This is a genomic window from Chryseobacterium gregarium DSM 19109 (assembly GCF_000430845.1).
GTDB lineage: Bacteria > Bacteroidota > Bacteroidia > Flavobacteriales > Weeksellaceae > Chryseobacterium > Chryseobacterium gregarium.
Genome location: NZ_AUMU01000003.1, coordinates 32,313 through 47,088 on the forward strand (window position 1 = coordinate 32,313; position 14,776 = coordinate 47,088).

A 14,776-nucleotide genomic window follows, 5' to 3' on the forward strand; every position below is an offset into this window, starting at 1 on the left:
CACTCTCTCACACTTTCATTTTAAATTTATCCACATGGATAATTTTATAAACCAGCTCTTTAATCAGTTCTGCTTCATTCATATTAACCGCGCCGAGCCCTTTCCCTTTCATATCGAATTCCCTTAAAATGGAGATCACTCTTGTGGCATGTTTCAGCGGGTACAGCCTCGCCGATTCTGCGTAGTCTTTTATAAAATAAGGGTTTACCCCCATCTGGGAAGCTATTGACTGCGGCGGCTGCCCTGCCATGGTATTGTAGATGATAACATTGGAAAAGTAATTATATAAGCTCGACAGCAGCATTACAAAAGGATTGTTTTTAGGATTTTTACCCATATAATGAGCAATCTTAAACGCGGCATTGGCATTTTTCGTTCCTAAGGCTTTCTGCAGTTCAAAAACATTATATTCCTTACTGATGCCGATATGGTTCTCAATCAGGGTTCCGTCTAAAACTTCTCCGGGTCTAAGGATCATTTTAAGTTTATTCAGCTCATTGGCAATCCTTGAAAGGTCGTTTCCCAGATATTCTGCCAGCAGATGAGACATATTCGGGGCCGTTTTTATACCGGATTTAGTACATTCATCCGCAATCCATTTCGGAAGGTTGTTTTCCCTGACCGATTCACTTAGAAATAAGGCGCCCACTTTCTCCAGGGATTTGGTCACCTTTTTCCGGCTGTCTAATTTTTTATGCTTGTGCGCAAAAACCAGAACGGTTGAAGGCACCGGATTTTCAATATAGGTTTCCAGGGCCCTGCTTTCACTTTCATTCAGTTTCAGATCCTGGGCTTCCTTTACAATGATCACCTGCTTGTCGCCCATCATCGGGAATTGCCTGGCCAGGGAAAGGATTTCAGGGTAGCCGGTATCTTTTCCGTACACTACCGTTTGGTTGAAGGCTTTTTCATCTTCACCCAGAAAATCATGTTCCAGGGCTTTTACGGCAAGATCAATAAAGTAGGGCTCTTCTCCGTGAAAAAAATAAATCGGTAAAACTTCTTTATTTTTAATATTTTTGAGGATTGTATCTAATTCTTTCATCTTAATAATGGAGCTTCCAACACTGAATTTTCAGGACACTTTTGATTTTAAATTCAAGCGGGACAAAGATAAGTTTTTTATTTATGATCCTGTCCGTAAAGCCTACCTTTTGCTTACGCCTGAAGAATGGGTACGCCAGCACTGGATCCATTATTACCTCACCGTTAAGTCCTATGCTGTTTCGGCCCTGATCACGGAGAAAAAGATTGTCCTCAACGGCCTTACGAAAAGAATTGACCTCTTGATTACCGAAAAAACACAGCCGGTCATTTTAATTGAATGCAAAGCGCCAAGCATTAAGCTCACGGAGAAAACGTTTGAACAGACGGCCCGGTACAACTCGATAATCGGGGCAAAAGAAATCATTTTAACGAACGGCTTACAGCATATCCATGCGTATTATAAAAATGAACAATACCAGTTCTACAGACCGTAGTGTTATATAACATTCTATTAACGGCAATTGTAAGTTATTTTTATTAATTTAGAGTAAGTTTTGTCATCGGGGAGTGGAGCAATCTCACCTGGATTACAGGTTAAGAATAGTAAGGGATTACTTCATACTCTATTCTTCAGAACTGTAAATTTATACTGATGACAAATACCCTAGCCCCGATTGAAGTGTAAATCCTTTTTTGAAAAAAAAAGATGGCAGCGGAAAGCGGGAAACAGCTCCGAATAAAAATTAAATTACAAAATATGATACGTTCAGTTTTATTGCCTGCACTTCTGCTGACTTCAGCTACCCTGTTCAGCCAGAATCTCAAACCGGTTTCCTATCAGGACGGTTCACAAAAACTAAATGGCCTGGTGACGTCCAATGCCGGAAAAAAACTTCCGGGAGTCCTGATCCTTCCTGCCTGGAAAGGAATTGACGATGAAGCGAAAACGGCAGCAGCCGAGCTTGAAAAACAAGGGTATATTGCTTTTATTGCTGATATTTATGGCGAAGGGAATATCCCGGCGGACAATGATGCCGCAGCGAAAGCCTCCGGTTCCTACAAGAAAAATTATGAAGCGTACCAGAAAAGGATTTCCCTGGCTCTGGAGCAGCTTAAAAAAAACGGGGCAGTTCCCGGTAAAATTGCCGTTATCGGTTATTGCTTCGGCGGTGCAGGGGCACTGGAGACGGCACGGGGAAGCCTTCCTGTGGCAGGGGTGGTTTCGATTCACGGAAGCCTTGGAAAAGACCAGACGCGTAAAAACGGTCCGATTTCCGCTAAAATTCTGGTAGAGAATCCTGCCGATGACAAAAGCGTAACCCCGGAAGATTATAATAACCTGGTTAAAGAAATGAATGAGGGAAATGCAGACTGGCAGATGATTACCTATGCCCATTCCAAGCACACGTTCACGGATCCGAAGTCACCGGACTATAACGCGGTGATGGCCAAAAGAGCGTGGGACCATACGATGATGTTCCTGAAGGAAATCCTGAAATAAGGCAGCAATATAATGTAACAGTGTAGCAATGTAACAGTGTAACAATATTGAAAATCAATCTATTGTTACACTGTTATATAGCTATATCAGTAAATTATTTAGCTTCCAGTTCCACTTTGTATTCCTTCGGGGAATATTTGGTCAGTGAACCTGTGGCAGCATCGATCCCGACACCGATCGCGCCTCCGAGAAGAATATTGAGTAACGTTACCGGATTGAAGGTTTTGGTAAGCTTCACCTCTTTGTTATTGAAGCCTTCTTTTTCAAAAGTAACCATTTGTTTGCTTAATGACCTCGGAATTTCAGCAGTACACGGAGTCGTACATTTTTCAACGCCTTTATGCATTACCTTCGCTCCTTCAGGAGTTGAATTGAATGTTATTTTGTCTTTCGTTCCTGTAAAGATGGTCGCACATGATGTTGCAGAAAGCGTAATGCTTAATAAAAGGAATACTGACAGCTTGTTTTTCATAGTTAAGTTTTTTATCTCTTAGTAATTTTGCGCGAACTTACGAAATAATCGGGCAAACGTCAAAAAAACTTTACCCCTATGGGTTATGCAGCAGTAAATCAATGTAATATTACAACCCTTTCTGTCAGCCATTGATAAATTGTTACCTCATTGGATGGTTACAATTTAATCCACGCCTTCCTCTTCCCTGTTTACCAGTTCCATGGAAAACGCAGGGAGACAGATCGAAACATATTCACATTCTTCGGGAAAGGGATTGCTGTAGCGCACCCTTGCGCCTTTTTCGATCATGATACTCTGTCCTTTTTCAAGGATGATAACTTCGCCATCGATTTCAAACTGCTTCTTTCCGGAAATAATAAGGGTGTATTCATCAAATTCAGGAGTCTGATGCGGCTCGCTCCAATCTGCCGGTGCCACCATGTGCGCGATGGAAATGTCTGAATTCTGTGTTGAGTTTCCCCAGTGCTCCTCAATAAGCTTTCCGTCTGTCGTGGGAACGACAAGGGGTGACTGCTGGATTTTAAATTTTTTCATACCCATTTTCTTTTTTGATTTCGTATACGATGTTTGTTCTTGAAGGTTCACCGAAATAAGCAACTTCCTGTTCGGCAATAACCTCTGCTCCAATCCTTTCCATAGCTTTCTGTGAACGGATGTTATCTTTCCCTACATGAAAATGTACCCGGCCTACAAATCGGAATATATAATCGAGCATAAGCTTTTTGATTTTCGGATTGATGCCTTTTCCCCATGATTCCGTCCCGTAAAAGGTATAGCCTATGAAGATAAAATTGTTTTTTTCATCATAATCATAGAAACGCGTGCTGCCGAGTGTATTGCCTGATGCTTTTTCTATGATTTTAAAAGCACCTCCGCTCTCCATGGCCCCTTTGAAAAAATTCCGGAAAGCCTCTTTCCGGTAACGGTCTTTGTTCGGGTGCTGCTTCCAGACTTCCGGGTCGGAAGCCACTTCATATAAAGACTCAAAATCCCCTTGCTGTAAGGGGATTAACTGATATTCCTGATCTTCCAGGATGTCCTGAACAGAAAAATCCATGCTTAGCTTTTTGTTTTGGCAGCGTCGGCTTCGATTTTCTTGATTTCCTTCAGCTTGTCTGCAATTTTAATCACCGCGTCAGGCTTTGCAGGCTTGATGGCCACTTCCGCCTGGGCCATATCCCATTTGATGGCCAGATTCCCGGAATTTTCATCCATAGGGTTTAAAGTGATTTCAAACCATTCCTGCTTGTCGGCAAGTTTGTTTACCGGAACGGTAACATCCACCACATCCTGTTTCGCATCATACGTATAAGCGCCCCACTGCTGGAAATCCTTATTTAAAATAACTTTCCATTCTTTTTCTGTCGGAACAATGAATAATCCGTAAGTCCCGGCCGGAACTATTTTTCCGCCGAAGTTCACCGGTTGCCCGAAGGTAATTTTAGTAGACGAATTGGCTCCCGCTCTCCATACCTGTCCGTAAGGTACCAGTTCACCGAAGATCTTACGCCCTTTCACCCCTGGCCTTCCGTAATCGATGGTGATCTTAGACATGGAAAACTGCTGCTCTACCTTCTGGCGCGGGCTTGCTGCCGGTACCGAATAATCCTGGGCAAAACCGAAAGCTGAAGCTGATATACAAACTGCAAATAATAACTTTTTCACTTTTAAAAATTTTAGCTAAAAATACGAAATCGGGTTGATAGATCACTTTCCGGGTCTGATAAATTTTGTTAAATTAATTTTTGAAAGGATTGGTATTTCCCATATGCTGATTCCATTAAGTTAATGCAATGCTTAAGAAGATAGTTGAATGACTCACCACATTAAGTCCAAAGTTTTTATCAAGCAGAGCCTTAAAATTTTTCAATATTTAATTGCAGATCCGTATTCAAAATTTTTTTCGCCTGTTCAATATGCCGCAGGTTATGATACACAACAAAGCGCAATGTATCGCCGAGTTTTAATTTAACCAGCCTTGAAATACTGATGCCGGTTTTCACTGTATTTAAATTTACATTTTCAGTTTCGTTTAAATACTGAATCATTTGTTTCTGCTGAGAAATAAATTCAGTTAAGACCCTTTTATCAAGCTGGCTGTGAATCGGATTCATTGAGAAAAGGGTTTTCATCTTATTTATATTTTCCTTTGGAAGCATACTTTTAACAAAATAATTCCCTAAGATTCCGGGATTGAAAAATTCTGCTGCTTTTGTGTCTTGGTTCTTTAATCTTTTACCGATTTCAGGAAGGTAAAATCTTCCGTAAAGATTCAGGTGTTCAAAACATTCCAAAATGCTCCAGCTCTCTTCTGAAAGCCTGAGGTTAAGTCTTACCTCAGGCTGAACCGAAAGGCTTTCAACAAATTGCAGATTTTGTTCTGTGATCTTTTTTAAATCATGGATCAGCTGCCGTGCAGGAATTTTCATATCAAATTTTATTGCAAATCTCCTGCTTTGGAAAATAATAAATATTGACCGGAATCAAGATTTTTTAAGTCTTGACAAAGTCTCGGGGCTCATCCTGAGATAATTGGCAATATGTTTATCAGGAATTTCCTGGAAAAGCTGAGGGCTCCTCTTTAAAACCCTTTCATAACGTTCTTTAGGAGAATGGGTCAATAAATCTTTTTCTCTTTCCATTTGCTGCAAAACCAGATCTTCCAGGATAACGGACCATAATTCCAGGTTTTCATCGGAAGACTTTATATATTCGTAAAAATCTTTTTTTGATACTGCTCATATCTCGGTTCTTTTTATGGCCTGAATATAAAAACCGGTAGGTTTTCCGGATAAAAAAGAATCAAGGCAGACGATAATATTTTCTTTATACCCAAAGCGGATGATCCTTTCCTGATCTTCATCTCTGATAAACAGGCGTAAGCTCCCCTTTTCGATATAATAAATATTGCGGTCTGTATCGCCTTCGCGTGTAAGAAAACAATGCCTGCTGATTACTTTTTTATTCTGAAACAGACCTGCATTGAGCAATGTTTGAATAATATTCACATTTTTAAATTTTAATAAAAGAAAACCTCATACAACATGAGGTTTAAAGATATCGTAAAAATTTATTCCGGCATCGCTTTCCATTTTTTCAGAACAGCCGTATAGAAATACATAAACACAAATCCGGTCATCAGAATAATATAACTTAGTGAGAACCCCAGGGCTTCGATAACCGTTTGGCAGTTATTGTAACGCACGGCGTCTGCCAGATCCTCGCAGGCTCTTTTCTGGTGAAGGCTTACGATAAAGAATAACAATAATACAAACAGGGCAAAACCGTTCATTGAAACCGTAATGAATATCGATGAAACGAGCTTTCCGAATTTCCTCATCATCAGCAAAGGAACTGACAAAATAAAAATCCCGACACCCAACACCAGGTATGAAATAAAGAACTCCTCGCTTCCTCTTCCTCCTGAAACAGAATATAAAACCGTAATAAGAACGATCACCAGAGACAAAATACCCGCACTGATCACACTGAACAGCAATGACTTTAAATCCGTTACCCTGAAACTGAAAATAACAACAGAAAGAAAGAATGCGATCCAAAGATAAATGTGGATATTCTCTGAAAAGAAGTCGTTGGATTTTACAACATCTACATTGCCTAAAAAGTACCGGAGATTATCGGTATCGTAATAGTAACCACTAAGATTTTTCATGAAATAATCCTCCGGTGACAGCTGATTGCTGATATCCGGATTAATATCCCTGATCTGAACGGAGTTGTTAACAATCCGCCCATCGACAACACTCGCTGCGGAATCTATCGTTTCCGTAGCAGTAGTATATCCGTAATCATCATACTGACCGTTTCTGTTAGGATCATAAGCTTCGCCCGGATTGGTTCTGTACTTCTTAATAAAAGACCGGACCTTAAAATCTTCGGGATGATATACCATTTTTACCCAGTTTCTGGCGTCCAGGTTATTGCTGATCCCGAATTCTTTCGAAATTTTCAGGAAATCATTCATCAGCCGCTCGATCTCCGCAGGATTTCTTTTGTCTAAAAGCTGTGCGGTCAGCCTGTTGATCTCAAACCGTTCCTTTTTATAAGAATTTTTATCATCATCAGTAAACTGATTATAATAATCTCCCCGCTGTAAGAACATTTTTTCTTTAAGGTTGTTCCGGTAAAATATATTTGAAAAGTTATAGAACGTAAGATCCGTTGTTTTGATGTAAGATGAAAGATCCACCACCTCTTTTTTAAAATAAAAGGTCTCGGAATGTTCATTCTTTTCAGAATAGGCAAATCTGTTTTCAGGTTCCGTTCCCGGGAATTGATAGTCACTGTTATTATCTTTTACAGCTACAGTCTTTGAATATAAAGTGTAATACTGGTATACCCGGTCGTAATAGACAAAGTATTTTTTATTACGGTCTATCTTTTCAATATGGGTCTCACAGAAAATCCCGGGGTATTGGGGAAACACTTTATTGTCAAGGGTATAATTCTCAATATCCTGTGAAAAGAAAGGATAGGTTCTGTTGATCACCTCTACATTTTCAGACATTTTACCGTCGGGGTAAGTATTGGTAATGAACAGTTTAAAACCGGCCATGTAAGAAAAGAAAAACGTGGTACAGGAAAAAATGATGATAAAATACTGCAGGAACTGGGAAAACAATTTCCATTTCGAGGCTGGATAGAAACTTTTGAAGGCATTGTTTTTAAACATCAGAATCAGCCATCCTACGATCATCAGGATAGAAATAATTAAATGAATAAAGATCATCCCGTCCGTAAAGTAATCATCACTTACATCAAACTTCTGAAGCGATTCAGGATCCGAATGGGAAATATAGCCGATGAAAAAAAATACAATATGAATAATGATGCTCGCCAGAAGCATCCATACGATTTTTGTATTCCAGAGGGTAGGATACTTTTCCAGCAAAGACTGGTTGAACTGCTTTATTTTTTTCTGCATTTTTTTAGATTAAAACAAATTAATTGACGAAAAACCGTCTTGTGGAAGATGAGATGTTCCGGAGATAGACAATATCTGTCTTAGCATTCCCGAGGGCTGTCATTATATCATAAAACTCTGTTTGGGCAGAGAAATAAGCTACGTACACGCCCCCGTTGAAGTTGAGTTTTTCCAGGCTGAAATCTTTAAAGACCTCGAGCAGATCTTCCCTGGAACTGGCGGTATCGATTTCTATAATCAGCTGATTTCTGGCATCCTCGTTCAATTCGGAATTGTCTTTATACTGGCCGTTTTTAAGGAAGATGACCTTATCAGAGACTTTTTCAACTTCATACAGCTGCTGTGAGCTTAAAATCAGGGCAATCGGATGGTTAACGGAATTGGCTATCGATTTCAGGTCTTCCAGAATTACCTGCTGGGCCACCACATCAAGATTTGCCAGCGGTTCATCCAGAAGAAGGATTTCAGGTTTCCTGAGAAGCGTCCGGGCTAATTCGAAACGCATTTTATATCCTGAAGAGAGTTCGCTCCATTTCAGATGCCTGTAATTCCAGAGTCCAAGGCGTGCGATCATCATCAAGGTACGGGTTTCATTTTCCTCCGGCGTCACGCCATAATTCGAAAGGACAAATTTTAGATTATCTTTTAAATTCCCATACCATTTTGCAGTCCTTTGCGGGATGTACACCAGTTTTGTCCTGAGATCATATTCATCTTGGGGATCTTCATTAAAGGTATAATGCAGTTCGCCTTCACTGTGTGAAATCTCTTTGGCTAAGATCCTGAGCAGGGTTGTTTTACCGTTGCCGTTCTCTCCTACCAGCCCGTACACCTGTCCTTTGCGGATCTCCATAGAAACAGGCCCTAAAGAAAACCGGTTGCTGCCGTAAGATTTTTTGACATTCCCTGCCCGGAGTACCGGTTTTTCAAGTGAATATTCCTTTACCGGGATTTCTCTGATTTTCTGAAGAAGGTTTTTTGATTTTTCAATAAGCTCTTCAATGGCCTCCGGAAATTGTTCTTTCCAGCCGGTCAGCTCAACGGCTTGCCGGTAAATTTCCATATCCTGGGTATCCATGGCAGAATCCAGCAACTTTCTGAATCCTAAAACTATATCTTTATTATCGAAAAAATGATAGACTTCGGTTACGCGCTGCTGATGTTTGGTCATTTGATTTTCAAAATTATTAATTCGCTTTTAAAGATATACATTTTGAGCGGTTTCAAATCTTTTTTAACTAAAATAAAAGCAAAATTCACTTACATTCAGGTTTGATGATCATCCCTCATATAATGTTCAGTAAAACCTTTTTTACTACTTTTCTTTTGCTCTCAGTTTCTGTTGTTAAAGCACAGCAAATCATCCCTTTCTGGATAACAACACACAACAATATTATTGTAAAAGCTTTAGTGAACTATAAAGATTCTCCGGATCTGATGTTCCAGATTGCGATGGAAGATGCTTCGATTTCTCCGGAAAGACAACGCAAGGCAGACCCTATTATTTTCAGTCAGAAAATAAGTAAAAAAAATACCGTCCGGATTGGACCATTAACTATAGATAACGTCCGTTTTTGGACAATGAACTTACAGGGCAGGAAGCTAGGTACGGGAATATTTGCGGGCAAGACGTTTAAAATTGATTATGACCACAACAGGTTTTAAATCTATGACCGTGAACCGGATCTGAAAGGCTTCCAGCCTATTATGATCCTGAATGACAACGGTGCTTTTTATATTGCTGCTGACATATTTTAAACCACTTTCAGCCTTAAACCTGGATATTTCGAAACCAAAAAATCTAAAGTCTGGGAGGTTTCCCTGACGAAGTAGCTGGACAGCGGGGTAAAACCTCTCTGGAGGCCTTTTTTGTATTTCCGCCAATCGGCATGATATGACACAAAAATCCCTGCTATATATTTAATATAAAAAAATAGAGAATGCGGCTTTCCAAGAATGGAGAAATCTGTATGGTCGTCCAATGTAAATCGAATTGCAGTGATTTTCCATTTAGAAATTATAGAATCAGGATAAATATTCTCAATATTGATTCTGGTAATCCGGGATGGGTCTATTTCCAGACTGTTAAACATGATTTTATCTGTTAAATACAGTGTATTCAGATGGAACCCGAACTTTTGTACAATGATCATGGTATCAATCAGCCAGATCAATAGAAGCGCTACGGCTGCAGACTCAAAGAAAGCCGGCAATATATGGGCAGAAAATATTCCGAAAATAAGACCACAAAATATGGCCATAGGAAAAACATTATACCTTAATCGGTCGAAAAAATTACCGCTGATTCTCATAACAATTGTTACCGGCATTCCGGAACTTTGGCAGCGGATGAACTTCCGAAGCCTTAATGCCCTGCTAATATAAAAAATTAAAGCGAAGAACAACACTTGAGTCCTGTAATCAATGCATATGATACAAAAATCCTGTTCGTTGCCGGAGCCTTTTCATAGGCAGAAGTACTTCAAATTGAGGTCAGATTCTTAGATAATCGGTATTTCAGATATGAAATAAAAGCGCAGTCTTTACTGTGGGTTACTGGACTATCATAAATATTTTATTTTAAAAACTATTCCCGTGGGGCCTCATTAATACTAAGAGATGTAAGCCCAAATGCAGATCCTGTCATAAAATTTCTCAGAAAAACTCTCTTGCAAAAGGATATTAAAACAACTTCAGAATCAGAATTAAAATTTACGATAAATTTTTATGCTTGGGCAAAGTAAACCAAAAAGTGCTGCCTTTGCCCAGTTCACTGTCCACCCCTATCTCCCCCCGATGCTTCCTGATGATCTCAGCACTGATGTAAAGCCCGAGCCCGAGCCCTGAATACTGCACGCCGGAATAATCTGCCCGGTAATAGCGGTCAAAAAGATGCGGTATTTTATCCGCGGGGATACCGGGTCCTGAATCTTTGACGGAAATCCTTGCCCGGTCTCCCAAATCTTCAACGATCAGATAAATCTCACGCTGATCGGGTGCATATTTAACGGCATTATTTACAAAATTCACCACCACCTGATCAATCCGGGCCTCATCCGCTTCAATCATCAGTTCTTTATCGCCTTGTAAAATCAGTTCGTGCTTTTCCCGGATCCGGATGTGGGTGCAGCATGCATCCAGCATTCCATATATATTAAACTGCCGGTAATGAAGATGGAGCTGCCCTTCATTCGTACGGGTAGTATTAAGCAGGTCGTCGATTAACCCTGTAATCTTCAGCACACTAGCATTAGACTGGTCTACCAATCGCGGAACCATCGGATGCAGCATATTATCCCGGTAACGGCTCAACAGCTGGAGAGAAGCCTTCAAAGCCGTGACCGGTGTTTTCAGCTCATGGCTGGCAATGCTTAAGAAATCATCCTTGCGCTGTTCTTCCAGTTTTCTCTGGGTAATATCCTGTACGGTACCTGAAAAATTAGCCTTGCTGAAGGCATCTTCGCTGTAGAGCTTTCCGGTTGACCGTACCCATCGGATATTGCCGTCCCTGTATCCCTTAACTGAATATTCCATATCAAAACTGCTACCCGTCGTAATGGCAGCATCCAGTCCGGCGATAACGCTATCCCTGTATTCCGGCATAATCTGATCAAATGCTGCCTGTAATGACATCTCTTCATCAGAATAAAATCCGAATATTTCCTTCAGACGGGCAGATGCAGTGAGTGTCCTGCTTTGCGCATCAATAAACCAGGTACCCAGTTCGGAAGAATCGATGGCCAGCCTGAGCTTCGCCTCCGCTTCTTCAATAATATTCCTTGACCGGACTTTTTCTGTAACGTCCAGTACGGTTGCCAGCACAGCGGTTATCTGCCCGTTAAGGTCGGTGAGCGGCTGATAGAAGTAATCTACATATAAGATCCTGTCTTCATCAGTATATTTATTTTTGAAAACGACTTTCTGTTCACGTTTCTGAATGGATGATCCTGTTTCCAGCACATGTTTCCAAAGATCGGGGAATATCTGGGTCTTAAGTTCAGGAAATACCTCCAGCATCGGCCTTCCCAATACTTCATCTCTGGTGCGTTGCCAGAAGGCAAGCAATGCCTGGTTTGTGGTGGAAATAATCTGATCCGGCCCGGTGAGAACCACCACCGGTGCAGGAAGATCACTGAGTATTTTATTCAGTTTGTTCTCACTGGTTTTTAAATCAAGGTTGGAAGTTAACAACAGCTCCTGCGATCTGCTTAATTCTTCATTGATAGCTAACAATTCTTCATTCAGGGATTGTATTTTATTCCTTGATATCACCTGTTCTGAAACGACACTTGCGGTAAGCATAATACTGTCAATCGCTCCCGACTCATCCTTCAAAGGCTGATACACAAAATTGCAATAGACTTCTTCCATATTTCCATTTTGTTCCAGCATAGCTTTCATTTCATAGCCGTAAAATGCCTTTCCGCTGGTATAAACTTCATCAAGAATCTGCAGGAAACTCTGGCCAACCAGTTCCGGAACGGCTATATGTAGCGGCAATCCTATTATATTTTCTGATTTCCCCCATACTTCAAGTGCTTTTTTGTTTGCTGATTCTATAATTAATTCCCTGCCGCGAAAAACTGCTATAGCAATCGGTGCATCGGATAAAAGAAACCGAAGCCTGTTTTCTGAACGGGAAAGCGCTGCCGTACGCTGGATAACCCGGGCTTCAAGCTCCTGATTTAAAAGGCTGAGGCTTGTTTTGATAACCTGAAGCTCTTCATTGGCTGCCGCAAGTTCTTCGTTCATACGCTGCTCCCTTTCAAGAAGTTCCTGACTTTCTCTTGCTTCTTCCAGCTCCTGCTGATCAAGCACCTTCCGGGTTACATCCTTTGCAGTATGGTAAATGGCATATACATCACCCTTTTCATCCTTCACCGCGAGGTAAGAATAATCAAAGTAATACTGCTGCAGCCTCCCGTCTACAAAAAGTTCGGCCGGGATTGCCTTGCCTATATTATCCACACCCGTATTCCATACTTCTTTTAACATGGCCACAAAAGGCTGATGGGAGAGTTCAGGCAATGCTTCAGAAAGGGTAAGTCCGATTACGGAACCGGTTCTTCCCCATGCAGCCATCATGGCAGGATTGGCAAGCTCTATCAATATCTCTTCCCCGGTATATACCGCAACGGGATGCTCGGCACGGAGACAGAGAATAGTTAAAAGATCCGTTTTTTCCAGTCTGGTTGGGCTGTGCATGTAATTGATTAGGTTATGATATATTTATTTAATTCTGGATATGGATACCAATTCTGCTGATAAGATCATCGATATCAAAAGGCTTAGAGATAAAATCATCGGCAAGACAGTTCTCTTTTATTTTTTGCAAACCGGCATTTGCGGTCATAATAATCACAGGAATCTCTCTAGACAAACCGTTATTTTTAATACTGTTACATACTTCCAGGCCGCTGCCGTCCGGCAACATGACATCGAGCAGACAGAGATCAGGCTTCATTTCTGCATACCCGGACATAAATTTGGACACTGTTGTAAAACCGTATACATTATAATTCTGTTCTAAAATCATATGGATGAGCTCCAGGATTTCTTCGCTGTCCTCAAGGACACATATATTTTTATTCATTCATTGAGTGTCTGTAGCATTTGCCTATTATTTCAAAATTCCATTAAGGTCCTGACTTAGATAAAACTGTTAATTCGGATTTAGGTTTGTCTGAATTTCACCTATCTTAAATGTCTGGCTTCTTTTTTATTGCTTTAAAAACTTCTATTCAAACATCCTGATCCTGTAATTTCAGATATACCTTAAATACCGATCCTTTATCTTCTTCACTTTTCACTTCAATCCGGCCGCCGCATGTTTCTATGATTTCCTTCACCAAATATAATCCTATCCCATTTCCTTCTTTCTGGTCAGAAATGCGGTTATATTTTTCAAAAATTTTATATTCTGATCCGGAAGGAATTCCTATTCCGTTATCTTCAACACGAATTGCCATAAAACCGTCTTCTTCTGCCGATGCAATTTTTATATCAGGCTTCCTTTCATCCGACCTGTATTTAATAGCATTGTTCAACAGGTTGTAAATAATGCTCCTCAGCTTACGCCTGACAAATAATATTTCAGAAGCCTGAATATCATAGGTGATTTTTGCCTCTGCTTCCCTGATCTGCGGAGCCAGGGTAAGCCGCGCATCTTCAATAATATTCTGTAAATCTATCAGTTCTTTAGTAGGCTGATATTTTTGTCCCTGCCAGCGGGAATCAATCAGTTCGTTAACAACTGACTTCATTTTAAGCAAACTTTGTTCCAGATTATCCACAAGCTGCGGAAATCTCCCCATTCCTTTCTCAGGGAGCCTCTTTAGTAACTCAACATTTAATCCAAGGCTGGTAAGCGGTGTTTTGATATCATGGGCAATCGTATCAAGTAACAGCTCATGTTCTGCAACTAATTTTTCCTGTGCCCAAAGATCTTCTATCCTGGAAGTAATATCTATAAAAGTGATGATTACCCCGTTGTTAAGCTTATCTGCACGCGTTATATAAGGCAAGATATTCATCTGATACCACCGCAGGTCAGTCGTCTGGATTTCTTTTTCTAAAATTTCACCGGTCGCCATGACATGTTTTATATTATCTATAAACGTAGGAAACCTGAAATTTTCCGCCACATCGGCCAGCGGTCTTCCCAGATCGCCTTCGCTCAGCCTGAACTGCTTCATGGCCGGCGGGGTAAACTTTCGGAGTATAAGGGAGCCATCGACAAAAAGCTGCGGAATGATCGTATTGCGAAAATAATTTTCCAATTCCTCATTCAGGTCTGTCAAAGTATTGATTTGTTCGTTCTTGCTGTGCATACCGGAATGTAATTGGTTAATTAAAATTAAAACTTACG

15 protein-coding genes and 1 pseudogene are annotated in these 14,776 nt (G+C 40.6%); 3 read left to right on the forward strand and 13 right to left on the reverse strand.

Annotation, left to right across the window (positions count from 1 at the left end; all coding sequences use genetic code 11):
- Positions 1 to 7 precede the first annotated feature (7 nt).
- Positions 8 to 1,045 carry a DNA polymerase III subunit delta gene (gene holA, locus H561_RS0105160; RefSeq protein ID WP_027386039.1) on the reverse strand — a complete coding sequence of 346 codons (1,038 nt, stop codon included), beginning with the start codon at positions 1,043 to 1,045 and terminating at the stop codon, positions 8 to 10.
- Positions 1,046 to 1,052: 7 nt separating this feature from the next.
- Here holA and H561_RS0105165 point away from each other — a divergent pair, with 7 nt between their 5' ends.
- Both H561_RS0105165 and H561_RS0105170 read left to right on the forward strand, forming a co-directional pair.
- Positions 1,053 to 1,481, forward strand: coding sequence for a type I restriction enzyme HsdR N-terminal domain-containing protein (locus H561_RS0105165; RefSeq protein WP_027386040.1), 429 nt, complete (start codon positions 1,053 to 1,055; stop codon positions 1,479 to 1,481).
- A 263-nt stretch (positions 1,482 to 1,744) separates the two neighbouring features.
- Positions 1,745 to 2,488, forward strand: coding sequence for a dienelactone hydrolase family protein (locus H561_RS0105170; protein WP_027386041.1), 744 nt, complete (start codon positions 1,745 to 1,747; stop codon positions 2,486 to 2,488).
- A 94-nt stretch (positions 2,489 to 2,582) separates the two neighbouring features.
- Here H561_RS0105170 and H561_RS0105175 read toward each other — a convergent pair whose 3' ends face one another.
- From H561_RS0105175 to H561_RS0105210, 8 genes and pseudogenes are all read right to left on the reverse strand, one after another.
- The gene (locus H561_RS0105175) at positions 2,583 to 2,960 is read right to left on the reverse strand and encodes a PEGA domain-containing protein (protein WP_027386042.1); all 378 of its coding nucleotides are present in this window, start codon (positions 2,958 to 2,960) and stop codon (positions 2,583 to 2,585) included.
- Between the two features lie 165 nt (positions 2,961 to 3,125).
- The gene (locus tag H561_RS0105180; protein WP_027386043.1) at positions 3,126 to 3,497 is read right to left on the reverse strand and encodes a cupin domain-containing protein; all 372 of its coding nucleotides are present in this window, start codon (positions 3,495 to 3,497) and stop codon (positions 3,126 to 3,128) included.
- A complete protein-coding gene (locus H561_RS0105185) occupies positions 3,484 to 4,020 on the reverse strand; it encodes a GNAT family N-acetyltransferase (RefSeq protein WP_027386044.1) in 537 nt (178 codons plus the stop codon). Before H561_RS0105185 ends, H561_RS0105180 begins: the two co-directional genes overlap by 14 nt.
- Positions 4,021 to 4,022: 2 nt before the next feature.
- Positions 4,023 to 4,628: a DUF2911 domain-containing protein gene (locus H561_RS0105190; RefSeq protein WP_027386045.1), complete on the reverse strand. Its 606-nt coding sequence runs from the start codon at positions 4,626 to 4,628 to the stop codon at positions 4,023 to 4,025.
- 191 nt (positions 4,629 to 4,819) lie between these two features.
- Entirely contained in the window at positions 4,820 to 5,392 is a 573-nt protein-coding gene (locus H561_RS0105195) for a DinB family protein (RefSeq protein ID WP_027386046.1), read from the reverse strand.
- Positions 5,393 to 5,446: 54 nt separating this feature from the next.
- Positions 5,447 to 5,971, reverse strand: a pseudogene (locus H561_RS24485) (Crp/Fnr family transcriptional regulator).
- 62 nt (positions 5,972 to 6,033) lie between these two features.
- Positions 6,034 to 7,908, reverse strand: coding sequence for a hypothetical protein (locus tag H561_RS23240; RefSeq protein ID WP_051349311.1), 1,875 nt, complete (start codon positions 7,906 to 7,908; stop codon positions 6,034 to 6,036).
- A gap of 19 nt (positions 7,909 to 7,927) precedes the next feature.
- A complete protein-coding gene (locus H561_RS0105210) occupies positions 7,928 to 9,079 on the reverse strand; it encodes an ABC transporter ATP-binding protein (protein WP_027386047.1) in 1,152 nt (383 codons plus the stop codon).
- Positions 9,080 to 9,201: 122 nt separating this feature from the next.
- Between H561_RS0105210 and H561_RS22085 the strand changes: the two genes are divergently transcribed.
- Complete coding sequence (locus H561_RS22085) at positions 9,202 to 9,573, forward strand: hypothetical protein (RefSeq protein ID WP_051349312.1); 372 nt, start codon at positions 9,202 to 9,204, stop codon at positions 9,571 to 9,573.
- 89 nt (positions 9,574 to 9,662) lie between these two features.
- Here H561_RS22085 and H561_RS0105220 read toward each other — a convergent pair whose 3' ends face one another.
- From H561_RS0105220 to H561_RS0105240, 4 genes are all read right to left on the reverse strand, one after another.
- Positions 9,663 to 10,169 carry a hypothetical protein gene (locus H561_RS0105220; RefSeq protein ID WP_162143021.1) on the reverse strand — a complete coding sequence of 169 codons (507 nt, stop codon included), beginning with the start codon at positions 10,167 to 10,169 and terminating at the stop codon, positions 9,663 to 9,665.
- A gap of 451 nt (positions 10,170 to 10,620) precedes the next feature.
- On the reverse strand, positions 10,621 to 13,113 hold the full coding sequence (locus H561_RS0105230) for a PAS domain-containing sensor histidine kinase (protein ID WP_027386050.1): 2,493 nt from the start codon (positions 13,111 to 13,113) through the stop codon (positions 10,621 to 10,623).
- A gap of 28 nt (positions 13,114 to 13,141) precedes the next feature.
- Positions 13,142 to 13,501 carry a response regulator gene (locus H561_RS0105235; RefSeq protein WP_027386051.1) on the reverse strand — a complete coding sequence of 120 codons (360 nt, stop codon included), beginning with the start codon at positions 13,499 to 13,501 and terminating at the stop codon, positions 13,142 to 13,144.
- Between the two features lie 148 nt (positions 13,502 to 13,649).
- Positions 13,650 to 14,738, reverse strand: a complete 1,089-nt coding sequence (locus H561_RS0105240; protein ID WP_034761448.1) for a sensor histidine kinase — start codon at positions 14,736 to 14,738, stop codon at positions 13,650 to 13,652.
- Between the last annotated feature and the right edge of the window lie 38 nt (positions 14,739 to 14,776).